At 76.5% G+C, this 15171-nt stretch carries 9 protein-coding genes; 4 read left to right on the top strand and 5 right to left on the bottom strand.

Going from position 1 to position 15171, the window contains the following annotated elements; all coding sequences use genetic code 11:
- Positions 1-4: 4 nt before the first annotated feature.
- The 4 genes from AB0J08_RS30105 to AB0J08_RS30090 all read left to right on the top strand — a co-directional run bounded on the left by AB0J08_RS30105 (position 5) and on the right by AB0J08_RS30090 (position 9001).
- A complete protein-coding gene (locus AB0J08_RS30105; RefSeq protein WP_360641010.1) occupies positions 5-823 on the top strand; it encodes an aminoglycoside adenylyltransferase domain-containing protein in 819 nt (272 codons plus the stop codon).
- A complete protein-coding gene (locus tag AB0J08_RS30100; RefSeq protein WP_360641009.1) occupies positions 817-2592 on the top strand; it encodes a glycosyltransferase family 2 protein in 1776 nt (591 codons plus the stop codon). The genes AB0J08_RS30105 and AB0J08_RS30100 overlap by 7 nt, the downstream gene beginning before the upstream one ends.
- Positions 2582-3406 (top strand): glycosyltransferase family 2 protein, encoded by an 825-nt coding sequence (locus tag AB0J08_RS30095; RefSeq protein WP_360641008.1) that lies wholly within the window; start codon positions 2582-2584, stop codon positions 3404-3406. Before AB0J08_RS30100 ends, AB0J08_RS30095 begins: the two co-directional genes overlap by 11 nt.
- Positions 3407-3667: 261 nt before the next feature.
- Positions 3668-9001: a DUF4157 domain-containing protein gene (locus AB0J08_RS30090; protein WP_360641007.1), complete on the top strand. Its 5334-nt coding sequence runs from the start codon at positions 3668-3670 to the stop codon at positions 8999-9001.
- Positions 9002-9058: 57 nt separating this feature from the next.
- Here the strand turns inward: AB0J08_RS30090 and AB0J08_RS30085 are convergent, their stop codons facing one another.
- The 5 genes from AB0J08_RS30085 to AB0J08_RS30065 all read right to left on the bottom strand — a co-directional run bounded on the left by AB0J08_RS30085 (position 9059) and on the right by AB0J08_RS30065 (position 15155).
- Positions 9059-9340 carry a hypothetical protein gene (locus tag AB0J08_RS30085; protein ID WP_360641006.1) on the bottom strand — a complete coding sequence of 94 codons (282 nt, stop codon included), beginning with the start codon at positions 9338-9340 and terminating at the stop codon, positions 9059-9061.
- Complete coding sequence (locus AB0J08_RS30080; protein WP_360641005.1) at positions 9337-11577, bottom strand: ATP-binding protein; 2241 nt, start codon at positions 11575-11577, stop codon at positions 9337-9339. Before AB0J08_RS30080 ends, AB0J08_RS30085 begins: the two co-directional genes overlap by 4 nt.
- Positions 11574-13019 (bottom strand): DUF4255 domain-containing protein, encoded by a 1446-nt coding sequence (locus AB0J08_RS30075; RefSeq protein ID WP_360641004.1) that lies wholly within the window; start codon positions 13017-13019, stop codon positions 11574-11576. The genes AB0J08_RS30080 and AB0J08_RS30075 overlap by 4 nt, the downstream gene beginning before the upstream one ends.
- A 1-nt stretch (position 13020) precedes the next feature.
- Positions 13021-13560 carry a hypothetical protein gene (locus AB0J08_RS30070; RefSeq protein WP_360641003.1) on the bottom strand — a complete coding sequence of 180 codons (540 nt, stop codon included), beginning with the start codon at positions 13558-13560 and terminating at the stop codon, positions 13021-13023.
- Between the two features lie 734 nt (positions 13561-14294).
- Positions 14295-15155 carry a hypothetical protein gene (locus tag AB0J08_RS30065; RefSeq protein ID WP_360641002.1) on the bottom strand — a complete coding sequence of 287 codons (861 nt, stop codon included), beginning with the start codon at positions 15153-15155 and terminating at the stop codon, positions 14295-14297.
- Between the last annotated feature and the right edge of the window lie 16 nt (positions 15156-15171).

The raw sequence follows: 15171 nt of genomic DNA, 5'->3' as shown, positions 1-15171 counted from the left end.
GGCGGTGCGCGGCCGGCCGCCGCTCATCGGGCTGCTCGACCCGGCCGCCGACCGGTACCTGAGGGCCTGCGTCGAGCTCCTGCGGCGCGCTCCGGGCACCGAGCTGATCGGAGCCTACCTGTACGGCTCCGGGGCGATCGGCGAGTTCCACCCCGGGCGCAGCGACCTCGACGTGGTGGCCGTGGTCGCTGACCCGCTCCCGCGCGGGGCGGCGCTCGCGCTCGGGCAGCGGATCGCGGAGGAGCCGCGTCCGTTCGCCGTCAAGGGGATGGACCTGGTGGTCGTGACGGGGGCCACCGCGGTCGGGCGCTTCCCCGTACCCCGGTTCGAGCTGAAGCTGCTCACCTTCCACGGCCGGGCCCGGACGGCGGAGGACGAGCCGGCCGGTGACCGGCGGCTGGTGATGCACTTCGCCTGCTGCCGCGACCACGGGATCACCCTGGCGGGCCCGCCCCCCGTCCAGGTCTTCGCCCCGGTCGACCGCCGGACCTACCTGGGAGCACTGCGGGCCGAGCTCTCGCTGCGCTGGATGCCCTCGCACTACCGGGTCCTCAACGCCTGCCGGGACTGGCGGTACGCCGCCGAGAGCGTCATCTGCTCGAAGGTCACGGGCGGCCGGTGGGCGCGCGAGCGGATCCGCGACCCCTGGCTCGTGGACGCCGCCCTGTTGTGGCAGATCAACGGCGCGGGGCCCGTCCTGGATCTGATCGAGGTGGAGGACTTCTTGATCGAGATGGCGGGCCGCCTCGGCGCGGCCTCGGCGCCTCCCGCGGTGGTCCCGTCCGGCGCCGGGCCGTCGAGCGGAAGCGGACTGGCATGGTGACGGACGAGCGCCTGCGGCCCGACCAGGTGGCCCGGCGGCTGGCGGCGGCCCCGGAGCTCCCGCTGGCCGGGCCGGGTGCTCCGCGGGTCTCCTGCGTCCTGGTCGGCGGCGACCCGGCGGCGACCGCCCGGGCGATCCGCCTGTTCACGGAACAGGACTACCCGGAGCGCGAGTTGGTCCTGGTCCTGTCCGGCGGATCGCCCGGCGGGCGCGTCGCGGAGCAGGGCAGCGGGGCGCCCGTCCGGACGGTCGCGGTGCCCCGGGGAACGGGGGCGTCCGCCGCCCGGGACGCCGGCTGCGCGGCTGCGCGCGGGCCGCTCATCGCGCTGTGGGAGTCCGACGCCTGGTATCCGGCCTGGCGGCTGCGCTACCAGGCCGCCGCGCTGACCAGCACCGGGTGGGAGCTGTCGGCGGCCGCCTCGGCCGTCGTGTGGGACCCGGTCGCGGGCGAGAGCTGGGCCGGGGATGCCACGCCGTGGTCCTCCCCGCCGGTCCTGCTCGGTGCGACCGTCTGCCTCACCCGGCAGGCCTGGGTGGCCCGTTCGCTCGCAGCGCGCGGCGGGGAGACGGCCCAGGCCGGCGGCCACTTCGTCCTCGGCCTCCCCAGGGCGGCGTTCCACGTGCCGCGCGGCGTGCACCTCGCGGTCCTGGTCCAGCCGGGGGGCCATCAGCCCGAGGCGGGCCATGCGGCCTATCCGCCGGGCAGCGCCGAGCTCCTGCTGGGCGCTGCCGCGGCCCTCGACTGGGGGACGGCTCCGAACCCGGCCGTCCGCCGGCCCGGGCCCCCCGCAGAGCCCGCGCCCCCTGGGAACCCCGCGTCGCCCGCGCCCGGGGGGCCCGGAGCCGGGAGAGCCGCGCCCGGGGGGCCCGTGCCCGATGAGCCCGCGCCACCGCGGGCCCGGTCGGTCGCGACGGTGGCCCTCACCGGAACGGCCCGGCCGCTGGTCTCCTGCATCATGCCGACGTTCAACCGGCGCTGCTTCGTCGAGCAGGCCCTGCGCATGGTGGCCCGGCAGGACTACCGGCAGCTCGAACTCGTCGTGGTGGACGACGGATCGGAGCCGGTCGAGGACCTGCTCGCCGGGCTCCCGTGGGCGCGCTACGTACGCCTCGGAGAACGGGCGACGATCGGGCGCAAACGGGACATCGCGTGCGACATGGCCCGGGGCGACGTCATCGTCCAGTGGGACGACGACGACTGGTACGGCCCGCAGCGGGTGAGCCGGCAGGTCGAGGACATCGTGCGCGGGACCGCCGACGTCTCCGGGATCGGGATCAACCTGATGCTGGAGGTGCGGACCATGCAGGTCTGGTCGACCAGGGAGCAGGCCGCGGCCGCACCGCGCTACGCGCCGGTCGAGTCGTTGGCGGGCGGGACCCTCGCCTTCACCCGGGACGGCTGGCGGGAGGTCGGCGGTTACCCCGACGCGTCCGTCGGCGAGGACCTCGGTCTGCTGCGGCGCTTCGCCGACGCCGGGGCGCGCATCCAGGCCGTCAGCAACCGGGACGCGTATGTCTACATCCGGCACGGACGCAACTCCTGGCGGTTCGACTTCACCCAGGACGACGGGCCGGCCGGCTGGCGCCGGTACGGCGGCTTCGGCCCGCTGACCTCGGAGGACCTTGCCTTCTACGCCTCGCTCAGTTCGACCGGGACCTTGGAGGCGGCCGACTCCGGGGTGGCCGCGGACCCCCACCCCACGGACTCCGATGCCGACTCCGACTCCGGCTCCGAGGCGCCCACCGGGAACGCCGCCGATGCCGACTGAACCGCCCCTGGTGACCTGCGTCATGCCCACCCGGGACCGGCGCCGCTTCGTCACGCAGGCCCTCGTCTGCTTCCTCGCCCAGGACTACCCGGCCCTGGAACTCGTCGTGGTCGACGACGGGCGGGACGCAGTGGCCGACCTGATGCCCGACGACCCCCGCGTGCGCTACCTCCGGTTGCCGCACACCCGGTCGATCGGAGCCAAGCGCAACATCGCGGTGCAGGGCGCGCGCGGCGAGATCGTCGTCGGTTGGGACGACGACGACTGGCACGGCCCGGACCGGATCTCCGCCCAGACCGCCCCGCTGCTGGCCGGTACGGCGGACCTCACCGGCCTCGGCACCCCGGTCTTCCTGGACACCCGGACAGGGTGGTTCTGGGAGTGCGACGACCCGCAGTGGTGCCTCTTCGCGGGGCAGGTGATCGGCGGAACGCTGGCCTTCCCGCGCAGCTGGTGGCTGACCAGCGGAGGGTTTCCCGACACGTCGCTCGGCGAGGACGTGCACTTCGCGGCGGCGGCACTGCGCCGGCACGCCAGGCTCGTCGCCATGCCGGCGGACGGCCGGTTCCTGTGCGTGCGTCACCCGGGTAACACCTGGGGCTTCGACGCGGGTGGGCTCCGCGACGGGGACGGGCGCGGCCCGTGGCGCCGGGTCTCACCGCCGGACTGGCTACCGGAGCCGGACCGCGTGTTCTACGAACGGCTGAAGCCCGCCGACGTCGTCGCCGCGGCCGCGGATGGTCCGCCCCCGGCGGCCCCGCCCGCAGCAGCCCCGACGGCCCCGGCGGGCCGGCGCAAGGGCCCCCGCCGGTGACCGGCGAGCGGGCACCCCGTACCTTCGACGCCGCGCCGCCTTCGCACCGGCCGGGCGGAGGCCGTCACGGACCTCCTGCGCGTCGCCCCGCGCGGGGCGGACGGGGAGGCGGCCGAGCGGCACGCCGACGCCGTCGCGGAGGCTCTGCTCCCGCTCGTCGAGACCGCCCTGCTGGCCGGCCCGCAGCCGACGGCGCCCGCCGCGCCCGGCCGTCGGGCCGGCGACCGGGAACGGGACCCGGCCCCGCCCACCGGGCGACCCGTGGAACCCGAGGCCGCCGCCGGCATCGGCACTCCCGGGGAACCGCTCCCGCCCGCGCTGCGGGAAGCGGCTCAGGCCGCGCTCGGGGCGGACCTGGGCCCGGTCCGGCTTCACCGGGGGGCGGTGGCCGAGGGCGCCGCATCGGCGCTCGGCGCCCGGGCCTACGCCTTCGGGGCGCACGTCGTCCTCGGCACCGGTTGGGACGGCCCCGCAACGGCCTCCGGCCGCCGGCTGCTCGCCCACGAGCTCGCCCACGTCGCCGTCCAGGCCCACCAGGGCCAGGCCTGCGTGCAACGCGAGACGGTGACGCGGGCGCCGGCGGAGGACGACTTCGAGCCGGCCGACACCGGACCCGACCCGGCGGCGCTGGTCGGGGCGCTCCCCGGGCTCTTCGGCAAGCTGAAGACCGTCACGCTCGACGAGAGGGCCCGGGCCGACGGAGTGTCGCGGAGCGTGCTGCAACCGGCGGAGTGCTTCGTGTACGCGGAGAACTACATCGTGGTCATCCGCTCGGACGGCACCGTGCGCGACGTGGACGAGCAGGACACCTCGAAGCCGCTGATGTTCGACGCTCCGGTCCTGCTCCTGCGCGAGCTGCGGACCGGCCGGATCTGGTTTGTCGGTCAGCGCGGCGAGAACATCGCCATCCAGTCGTTCCGCCGCTACGTCGCGGCGCCAAAGCCGGACCGTCCGGCCGGACAGAGCGTGCTCCTCGCCTTCCTGCCCGGTGTGCTGATCCCACCGGAGCTGGCCCGGTCGCTGCGCCGGCGGGCGCGGGGCGGGTCCGGCACCGAGGCGGAGGCCCCGGAGTGGGCGCGGGACGCGACGGCCAGGCTGCGCAAGCGCCGGGCCGGCCGCCCCGCCACCGGGGGCGAGGGCACCGGTACGGGGGCGAGCGGGGAGGGCACCGGTGGCGGCGGCACCGCCGACCGCTCCACCGCAGCGGGTGCAGGAACGCCGCCGGCCGAGCCCGGGGTCTTGCGCGGTCCGGCGACGTACGAGGCCGGCGTGAGCCGGACCGGAGTGCCGGAACTCAGGATCACGATCGATCGGGCGTCCACCACGACCCCGTTCCGTCAGAACGAGTCGGACGCCTCCCTCGACCGGCGGGTGAAGGCCGCCGAGCAGGCGCTGCAGGAATCCCGCGACCCGAGCCGGCACGGGCGGGTCGCCGGCGGGGCCGACGCCACCGGCTTCACCCCGCCACCCCCGGGCGCGACCGGCGTGGTGGTGCCGGTGCAGGACGCCCAGGACCAGGCCCGCGCCTCGGCCGGTGCCCGAACCCCCGGTGAGCGGGCGCCAGGCGGGCGTACCGGTGCGAACGCCCCGGGCTACCCAGCGAAGCTGACCATGGCGGGCACGGCTCCCCAGGAGCCGGCCGTCAGCAGCCCGGGGGCGACGAACCGTTTCGCCATGAACCTCGACTACGCGGCCCTGTCGTTCGGAGTGCAGGACGAGGCCCTCAACCGCATGCAGACCGTCCAGTTCTACTGGGAGGTCATCGAGGTCACCGGCAGGGCCGACGCCGCGGACAGGACCACCCGGGCCGGGAAGGGCCGGGCGCAGTCGGAGTTCGACACCCTCGGAGCCAACCTGACCCGGGACCAGGCGGCGATCGCGGAGGACCAGGCGAACGACCTCGCCATGATGCGCGAACAGCAGTGGTCCTGGCCGGCCCGGGCCTCCTACCTCGCGGTCATCGGGCTGTCCAACACCGTGCGCGTGGTCGGGTCGATCGCCGGGAGCTTCCTCGACACGGTGACCAAGTCGCTGGACGAACGGTCCATCAGCTTCGACCACGAGGGCGACTTCCTGGTGCGGTGCGTCGCCACCCCGCAGTGGTCGGACGCGGCGGTCGCCGACCCGGAGCACCACGTGCGGCGCGCGTCGAGCTTCGCGGTCAAGCCGGTCCGGATCGTCCCGCTCGGCAGCCGGGCGGCCGAGGGCGCCGACCATGAGGCGAGCTCGCTCGCCGCGGCCCGGGCGGAGCTGGAGAAGGCGCTCGCCTCCGGCGACCCCCGGCGCATCGCGAGGGCCCGGGCCGAGCTCGCCCGGCTGGTCACCGCCGGCCGGATGAGCAGCTTCGAGACCTACACCCGGACGGTCTCCGCGCTCCGCGGCCGGCTCGACGCCGCCCGGCGCCTGCGGGACCACCGCGCGCGGCACACCCCGGTGTCGGAGCTGGCGGACGACGAGGTGGTGCTCGACATCGAGCTCATCCAGACCGGACGGCTGGTCGACGAGTTCATCGCCGAGACGGAGCGGCAACTCACCCACGTCGCCGGCGAAGGCGGCTCGCACGAGCGGTGGGTGCGGGAGCAGTACGCCTGGTTCTCGGCCGTCGGCGGGGTCACCGACTTCCGGCCCCGGCTGGCCCTCGCCAGCGAGGAGAACGGCCAGGTCACGGAAGTCCGGACGATGCTCGGCGAACTGAGGGAGTCGCGCGAGGGCGACCGGCGGTGGGCGCTGGTCGACATCACCTCCGCCGGCAGCCGGGACGTCCACATCGGGCGCAGCGCGCTGCCCGGCTTCGCCGGCCGGGCGGCCGCGATCCGGGACGCCTTCCGGGTGTTCGCCGAGAACTCCGGCTACGGCCGCGGCACAATCGCCATCCGGCTGCCACAGGAGCTCACCGCGGCCCTCGGCGCCCCCGTCCCGATCGAGGCCGCGATGCGGTCCGCGCCGGGTGCCCACGATCGGGTCATGCAGCGGTTGCGTGACCTCGCGATCGTCGCGGAGATCGCCGGGATCTTCGCCACCGGCGGTCTGGCCCTCGCTGTCGGCGTCGTCGGCGGCCTCGCGGGTGCCGTCACCGCCATCGACTCGCTGGCCCGGCGCTACCGGACGGACCACACCTGGGAGCTCTCGACGGTCTTCGACGTCCTGGGGGTGGTCGGCGGCATCGCCTCCACCCTCTCCATGGGCACGGTGATCGCCCGGAACGTCGCCGAGACCGGTGCGGCGGCCGGCAGGCTGCCGAGCTGGATCAACCGGGTGGAGCGGACCGAACGGGGCCTCCATGTCCACGGGGTCCTCACCGGCGGCCTCCAGATCACCGTCCTCATCCCGCTCCAGCTCGCGCTGGAGTGGAACGAGATCGACCACGCGGAGGGCCTCTCCGACAGCGAGCGCGATGCGCGTCGGGCGCGGGCCCTACTGGGCGCGCTCAGGTCCGGGGCGATCACCGTGGTGACCACGGGCGGCGGGGTCGGGCACGGAGAGGGCAAGCGGCCGGGCACCGGTGGTGCCGAGGAGCCGCTGCCCCCCGGCGCCGGAGCACCGGAGGCACAGCACCTGGCCGATGGCAGCGGACCGCCGCGCCCGCCGGTGCGCGAGGGCGCCGCCCCGGGCGCCCGTCCCGAGGCGGGCCCCGTGGCCGGGGCGGAGGGCGGTGCCGTCGCCGGGACGGGCGGGCCGGCGGAGACGGCCGTCGCCGACCAGGTGGCGCGGTCCCACGAGCTGGCGGCGGGCCGGCTTGCCGCCGACCGGCGGGCCGCCGCGGCCGCCGAGCCCCGGACAGCAGGCCCGGAGCACACGCAGGAAGGCGCCGGCGAGCCACGCACGGCGGCCGGCACCACACGGGGACCGCGCCCACCGGAGCACGGCCGGGGCGACGTCAACACCGCAGAACGCGATGCCGCCCGCCACATCCTCGGCGTGCGGCTCGGGCACGAGCGTCCGCCCGGGCCGGCCGACCCGGCGGCCCCGCGGCCCCGACCCGGAGCGTTCGGCAGCCGAACCACCTCCGGCGAGCAGGCGGTCGCCACCTACGACCAGGCGGTCGCGGCCGCCAGGGGTGCCGAGGTGGGGCTCTTCTTCAACCCGAACACCGGTGAGTTCGCGGTGCAGACCGGGACGGAGTTCTCGGTGCGGGCCCCGGCCGGAGACGGCTGGCAGGCGCTCGTCCACCTGCACCCCAACCCGGGGAACGTCATCGTCCGCCGGTTGCCGGCCCCGGCGGACGTCGCGCTGGCGGTCCGCGCGGCCTTCAGAAGCGGCAGCCACACCGAGTTCGTCCAGTCCACCCGGCCCGACGGCTCGACCGGCATCACCCGGGTCACCGTGACGACGGACCCGGTGCGGATCGTGGTGGAGGCCCCGGCTGCGCCCGGCGAGCCCGCGCAGCGGATCGAGGTGGACTCGCCGGAGGCGTACAGCCGCGAGTACGGCGAGCGGACCACGTACGTCGATCCGACCAGCCCTGAGTACCAGTGGATCGTGCAGGACCTCGACGACTACTACCGGCTGCGTGAGGAGGACGCCCGAAGCGAGGCCGGCCTCGGACCGGCCGGGTCCGCGGAAGCCGACCCCGGGGACCGTACCGCCGCGGGAACGGCCAAGCGCCGGAACGCCGCCGCGGCGGCGAAGGCCGAGGCCACCGCGGAGATCGCCCGGCTGCGGGCGAGGCTCTACCGCTGGCGGAGCACGGCCGGGGACGACCCGGCGGCCGCCGCCCTCATCGACCACCACCTCGCAGCGCTGCGCGGACTCGCCGAGGACGTGCGCCGCGGGCAGCCGGTGGAAGGGGCGCTGGCAGGGATCCGCGAGGACCTTCCAGAGCAGCGCAGCGCCCTGCGCTCGGTCGACGCCGCCCGGGTCAGGGCGCTCGCGGCCCGCGCCAGGTGGACGGCCGGCCGCTCGCGCGACCCGGAGGCGGTGGCGGAGCTCACCGCGATCGCCGGGGAGGCGGACCGGCTGGCGGACCGGCTGGCCGCCAACCCGGACCAGGACGTCCGGACCGCCTACGACATGCTCGACCGGCGGGCCGGCCGGGCCACCAGGCGGGACTTCGAGGTCTACATCGCCCTCGACCAGCCCGGCGAGCGGGCCCGCATGATGGCGTGGTTCGAGGAGAACCTCGCGCCGCTGAACGGCACCCCGGTGGGCGAGCTGTTGGTGCGCGACATCATGCGACACCTGGAGACCGCCGATGCACTGACGCTCGCGCAGTCCCCGCGAGCCGCGGGTGTCGACGTCGCGAACACGGCCGCCATGCGACGCCGGGTCCGTGAGGGGATCGAGGCCCGTGCCTACAGCGACCAGTACACCGCCCTGTTCCAGGCGGCCGTGCGGGACGCCGAGGCCCAGGACTTCACCGACGGATGGCCGCGCACCACCGACGGGCGGGTCTGGGAGGTGGACCACGTGGCCGAGCTCTGGCTGGGCGGCGCGGACGACGCCTCGAACTACCTGGCGCTGCCGCCCGCCGTCCACGACCAGAAGTCCACGATCATCGGGCGGTTCCGCAGGGAGTTCCGCACCCGCAGTGTCACCGGGGAGAGCCTCGACCTCCGCGAGACCGACGAGCCCGAACCGCCCTCCCGCACGGACTGAGCCCGACGCAGCGGTCCCGGCCGGCCCGGTGGCGCCCCGCGGCGGGTCGCGCCGCCGTCAGCCGAGGGCGAGGCGCAGCGTGTGGAGCCAGGCCCGGGCGATCCGGCCGGCGACCTCCTCGTCACCGTCGCGGGCGAGGTCGACGGTCACCTCGCCCGCGGAGAGCGTGTCGAGCCGCGAACCGCCGCCGTGCGCGCCCAGCCGGACCAGCTCCGCCGGGGCGAGCATCTCGAAGAGCGCGAGGGCGCGGCGGGTGATCCCCTCGATCCGGTGCCGGTGTTCGGGCGGCACGTCGACGTCGAGGACGAGGCGGTCGATGCGCAGGTCCAGACCGCTCACCGGGCGCCGGCCCGGCAGCCCTCGGCGGCGACACGGGCGACCTCGGGCCAGTACGGGCCGAAGTCGCCGGGCCCGGCGACCCGGCCCAGCTTCTCCAGCTCGCGCCGCAGCCCGGCCAGCAGGCCGACCGTGCCGATCGGGCGGGAGGCGGCCGCTGACCGGTACGCCGCGTGCAGGACGGCCCCGCGGATGCTGCCGCCGGCGATCGGGAAGGAGGCCAACAGCTCCCAGTCGACGACCGGTTCGAGCGGCGCGCCGGGCGGGATCTGCACCTGCCAGATCCGCTGCCGCTCGGCGGCCCCCGGGAACGGGAACTTCACCGAGAACGCGAGCCGCCGCAGGAACGCCTCGTCCAGGTGGCGTTCCAGGTTGGTGGCGAGCACGACCACGCCGTCGTGCGCCTCGATCCGGCTCAGCAGGTAGCTGATCTCGATGTTCGCGTAGCGGTCGTGGGCGTCCTTCACCTCGCTGCGCTTGCCGAACAGCGCGTCCGCCTCGTCGAAGAACAGCAGGCCGTCGGTCTCGGCGGCGGTGGCGAACACCCGGCTGAGGTTCTTCTCCGTCTCGCCGATGTACTTGCTGACGGCGGCGGAGAGGTCGACGGCGAGCAGGTCGAGGCCGAGCTGCGCGGCGATGATCTCGGCAGCCAGGGTCTTGCCCGTCCCGGGCGGGCCGCTGAAGAGGGCCGCGATCCCCCGGCCGCGCGGATTGCGGTCCCCGAAACCCCAGTCCGACAGCACCCGGCTCCGGCTGCGGACGGCATCGGCCAGCTCCCCGAGCTGTCCCTGCTGGTCCGCCGGCAGGACGAGGTCGTCCCAGGTGAGTGTGGACCGGACCCGACGGACGGCGGAGCCGGGCGTCGAACCCGAGCCGTCCCGGGCGGCCCCCTCGACGTCCGCCAGAGCGGCTGGGCGGGCGAGCAGACGGGCGGACGCCGCGGCACTCGCGACCACCCGGGCGATGTCGGCGGAACCCACCCGGAACCGCGAGGCGAGCGACGAGGCATCGGTGGTGTCCACGGTGATCCCGGCGGCGGCGAGTTCGGCGTGCCAGCGCCGGGCCAGGTCACCCGGGCGGGCCCGGGCCACGGCGACGTTGACCCACGGTGTCACGGTTCCGCCGGGCGGCGCGAGCGGGTGGGGAGCCGCAACCAGGGTGAGCCGCCCGGTGAAGTCCAGGACGGCCGCCAGCTCGCGGACCGTCGCGTCAAGGTCGGCGGTGGACGGCTCGGCCGCCGCTGGCTGGCCCGCCGCGACCGCCGGTCCCGGATCGGGGAGCAGGACGAGCAGCACTGCCGGCTCCGTCCGTGCGACGAGGACGGCCTCGCGGACGGCGTCGGCCGGCGGACGGAGCACCCAGTCGATGGCGCCGAGATCGAGTACGACCAAGCCGATGCCCAGCCGCGCCGCGATCCGGCGTGCGGCGTCGCGGAGTTCGGAGTCGGGCGCGCCGTGCAGGCAGGCGACCAGGCGGTCGTCGGCCGGGCCGGGCCCCCAAGCGCCGGTGCGGACCAGGCCGGCGGCGGCGCGGGCCAGGGCTCCCAGGGCGGGGTCCAGCGCACCGGGCTCCTCGGCATCGCCGGGTACGGGGCCGGGCACCGCCGTCCGTAGCCACGGATGCTGTTCCGCCGGGCGTCCGAGCAGCAGGTCCAGCACGTGGTCGGTGAGCGCGAGCGACTGCCCGGGGCCGCCGTGCGGATCGGGGAGCAGACGGAGCACCCCCGCGCCGACCAGCGGGCCTGCGGGCCGCAGCGCGGCGCGGCCGGCGGCCCGCTCGGCGACGCCGCCGCCCAGCAGGTCGAGGGCGAGCAGGGTGCCGGGGCGGCCGCGCGTGCCGTCCCCCTGGAGCAACCCGCACAACCGGCCGTAGCGCGGGTCGAGTTCGACGCCGAGGCAGAGGACGACCAGCGTCACCTCCCAGGGGGTGAGCGCGGCGGCCCTGGCCAGTCGGGCGAGGGGAAGCCGGACCTGCGCCGGTGTCGCCGCCACGCGCTCGTCGGCCAGGGCGCGCAGCTCGGCGAGCGCGCCCACCTGCCCGCTCGCATCGGAGTGGCCGTCGGCCCGCTCCTCGCCGGGGAGTGGCGCCCGGCGTCGCCGGGCGACCTCCTGCAGGGCGTGGTCGAGCAGCGTGAACTCGGCCCGCAGGTGCTCCCAGTGGTCGGCGAAGCCGCGGTCCGGTCCCGCGCCGTCCGGCCCGAGGTGCGGCCCCGTGCCACCGTCCTCCCGCGGGCCGGTCACGCGGAGACCTCGATCGCGTCGGAGCGGAACCCGTCGACCAGCAGGTCGATGGTGTGGCCGCCGGGCGGGAGCGGCCGGGCGAACCGGTGCGTGAAGGACATCGGTTCGGGCTGGACGCCCAGCTGGTGGTCCACGCCGTCGACCCGCAGCCGGACGTCGAGCCCGTTCAGCCGGGCGCCGCGCAGTGTCAGGGTTCGCTGTGCGGCGTCGTACCCGGATCCGTCCGCAGCTCCGGTCACCGGCCTGAGCAGCGGGACCACGAGGACCGTCCGCGGGTTGGTCAGGGCCCCGTCGGCGAGTCGGACCCGCAGGTCGTAGCGCCCGTTCGGCACCGCGCCGGGCTCGGGCCCGGCCGGCTGCCCGGCGGGCAGGTCGGCGGCCGCCGTCGTGTCGTCGGTGCGAGCCGGGTCGACCGGTACGCTCCAGCGCACCGTGTCGGCCGCGTCGGTGGCGACCAGTTCGACGGCGCCGGCCAGACCGCTCCCGGTGACGACGACGGAGGTCGCCGAGGCCCCGAACGCCGTACGGACGGGGGTGACAGCGGCGGCCCAGGGGTCGATGCGGAAGGCCGGAGACTCGCTGCTCGGCCGGTTGCCGAGGAGCACCCGGACCTCGGCCCGTGGTCCGGTGGGCAGGGTGCGGGGAAGTTCCACGGTGAGCGCCTCGGCGGACGCCGGTCCGACCAGGCGGGCGGCCTGCCCGGCGACCGTGACGGCCGGGGTGAGGCCGGGTGCAGCGAGGCGCTCGCCCTGGAGCCGGACGCGGCCGGGGACGACGGCACCACCGCTGAGGGCGGCCGCCGCGCCGCGCGCGGGCACGAGGGCGGCCACCCGGGGCGCGCCGTGCGTGCCGACCACGGCCCGGGCACGGGCGACCGGAGCCACCGCGACGGCCGGCTCCGCGCCGCGCAGCTGCACGAGCGAGACCTGGTAGGCGGCCGAGAGCCGGTACGGCTTGCCGATCGTGCTCCAGATCCGCGAGAGGTCCTCGACGGACAGCGGGTGCGGGCGGACCCGCAGCTCCTCGAAGGAGTCACGCAGGACGGAGGGCAGGTCGGTGTCGGCGTCGAACCCGCTGTGGTGCACGTGGTTGAGGACGGGCGTGTCGTGGAGGGCGAGCATCGCCTCGCCGAGTGCGCCGTGGGCTTCGTCGGATGCATCGTCCGCGCCGGGGGTGGGGCCGAACGGCGTGATCAGGTAGGAGAGTTCGAGCGAGAGGACGGGCTGTTCCCGCGGCGGGGCCCCGGTGCGGTCCCCCGGGAAGGAGGTGTTGCGCAGGTAGGGGCTCTCACTCACCTGGTACAGGTAGACGTTGACACCGCTGCCGTTGACCGGCGGGTCCTCCCCGGGCGGCAGCAGGGTCACCGAACGGCCGTTGGACAGAGCGGACCTGAGGAATCCGCGCAGGGCTCTGGTGGCGGCGAAGATGGCCTGGGCGCTCATGTCAGCGGCCCAGCCGGGTGCGGTCGAACGGTGACAGCGCGAGACCGGTCCGCGGGGTCGGGCCCCGGTGGCGGTCCGGGCCCGCCTGGACTGGTGCCGGTGCCGCCGGCCGCTGGACGACCGTGACCTCCACCCGGCCGATGCTGACGGTGACCGGCGGACGCGGCGGGCCGGGCCGGGCCTGCGTGGCGCCGGGGTCACCCGGGCGGTCCCCGCCGGGGGCCAGTACGGCGTTGGCGGACCGCTGCCCGGGCTGCTCCCCGCGGTCGGTCGTGCCGGTCGGCGGCTCCTCGCCCCGGCGCCGTACTTCGGGCGCCTTGAAGTGTCCGGTGGCGCCCGGCTCGCGGGGCTCCGCGGCCGCCCTCCCGACGGGCCCCGCGCCGTGCGTCGCGACGGTGCGGCGGATCGGCCGGGCGGTGGTGGTCGGCCGTTCTCCGGTGTCCGCGGACAGTGCGTACGCACTCCTCGACGCGGCCGGAGCGGGTGGTTCGGGCGGTGCCGGCGCGGCGGTGTCCCCGCCCGGTACGAGCGGCGGACGCACCGGCGCGACGGCTGGGCCGGACCGGAGTGGGCGGTCCGGAGCGGGTGGCACGGCGGAGGTCAGGCGAGCGGGCCGGTCCGGGCCGTCGGGCGCGGGCTCCACCGGCCCCGCCGGGCGGGCGCGGTGGGGCGGGAGGGCGTCCGGGCCACCGGAGGGGGCCGGTGGCAGGACCGGACAGCCGGGCACGGCCCCTGCCGGACGAGGAGCCTGTCGCCCGGCGCGAGGCCCCCGTCCGCCGGGGTCGGCGAAGCGGTCGACGCCGTCGGAACCCTCGAAGCCCTCGAGCGGCTCGATCGCCAGGTCGCGCGACCGGCCGTCGGCGCCGTCGGGGAGTGCCGCGCGCCCGCCGGTCTCCCGAGGCGACGGTGCCGCCTCCGCGGCGCCACCGAGGGCCCGGCCGTGGTCGGCCGGACCGGATTGGTGCACCTCTCCGGGATCGGGCCGGTCGCGGCGGGCGGCCCCACCGTCCGCTCCGCGCCGCCGGGCCCGGTCCGAGCGGCGCGGCCCTGCGGGATGGCCCGCATCCGGGTCCGGCTCGGCTCCGAACGGGGTCCGCCCGCGGCCCGTGGTCCCGTCTCCCACGGCCCCGTCGGCCTCGGCCAAGTCGTCCCCGTACGGCGGCAGGGCCCCGGGCGGACCGCTCCGGGCGATGCGGACCGCCGCGCTCTGACGCATCGTCGGAGCGGATCGCCAGGGGCGCGAGCCCGCCGCCGCCGACCGCTCCAGGTAGCCGCTCACCCGCGCCCCTGGGACCGCAGGTCCTGCGCGACGAGGCCGGCGAGGGCCCGCCGGCGCGGGCTCGGCATGCTCATGATGGCGTGTTCGCTCCAGTGGTAGGCGGTCGCGAGCAGGTGCAGCTCGTACAGGACCGTGCCGGTGGGGGCGAGGAACTCCCCGAGTACGTAGCCCGCGAGGTCGAGATCGGCCTCGAAGTCGACCCCGCACTCGGGGCAGCTGAGGTCCATCGCCAGTTCGACCTTGGCGCTCGCCTCGTCCACGGCGGCGGCCAGCGCTCCGCGGGTAGGGACGGGCAGCCGCTCCCACCCGTCCGCCCCGCCGGGCCCGCCGCCGACGCCGACCAGGCAGCGCTGGAGCAGCAGGTCGACCGGCGGGGTGGCATCGCCGCCCGCGGCGGCGACCGCCACGGCCTCCTGGTCCCGCCCGTTCGGCGGGCGCAGGGCGACCTCCAGCACGCCGCCTCGGCCGTCCGGGAGGTCGCTGAGCAGGGGAGCGCCCGGGGTCTGGCGGGGCTGGACGGGGATGTCGGCGGCGGTGAAGGAGACGTCCATGGGCTGCTCGCAGGCGGTGCAGGAGAGCACCACGTCGAAGCGGTGGCCGTAGGTCGAGGTTCGCACGGCGAGCAGGAGGAGGTCCCGGTCGGCGATCGGCAGGTCGCGCAACCGCTCGGGCGGTGGGGGCGCCCACGGGCCGAGCCGGACGACAGCGCGCGCGAGCAGTTCGCTGACGACGGAGGCACCGGAACGGGTCGGCGGCTGGGCCGCGAGCCACTCCTCGTCGTCGCCGTTGAGCGGTCGTACCCAGGCGGTGGTGACGAGCTCCCTGCCGGCCAGGGGGAGGCCGGCAGGCAGGGCCACCGGCTGGTGGGTGTGG

It is taken from the genome of Kitasatospora sp. NPDC050463 (assembly GCF_040655255.1).
In the GTDB taxonomy this organism is placed as follows: domain Bacteria; phylum Actinomycetota; class Actinomycetes; order Streptomycetales; family Streptomycetaceae; genus Kitasatospora.
The sequence above is the reverse complement of the archived record's forward strand: the minus strand, read 5'-3'. Positions and strand labels throughout refer to the sequence as shown.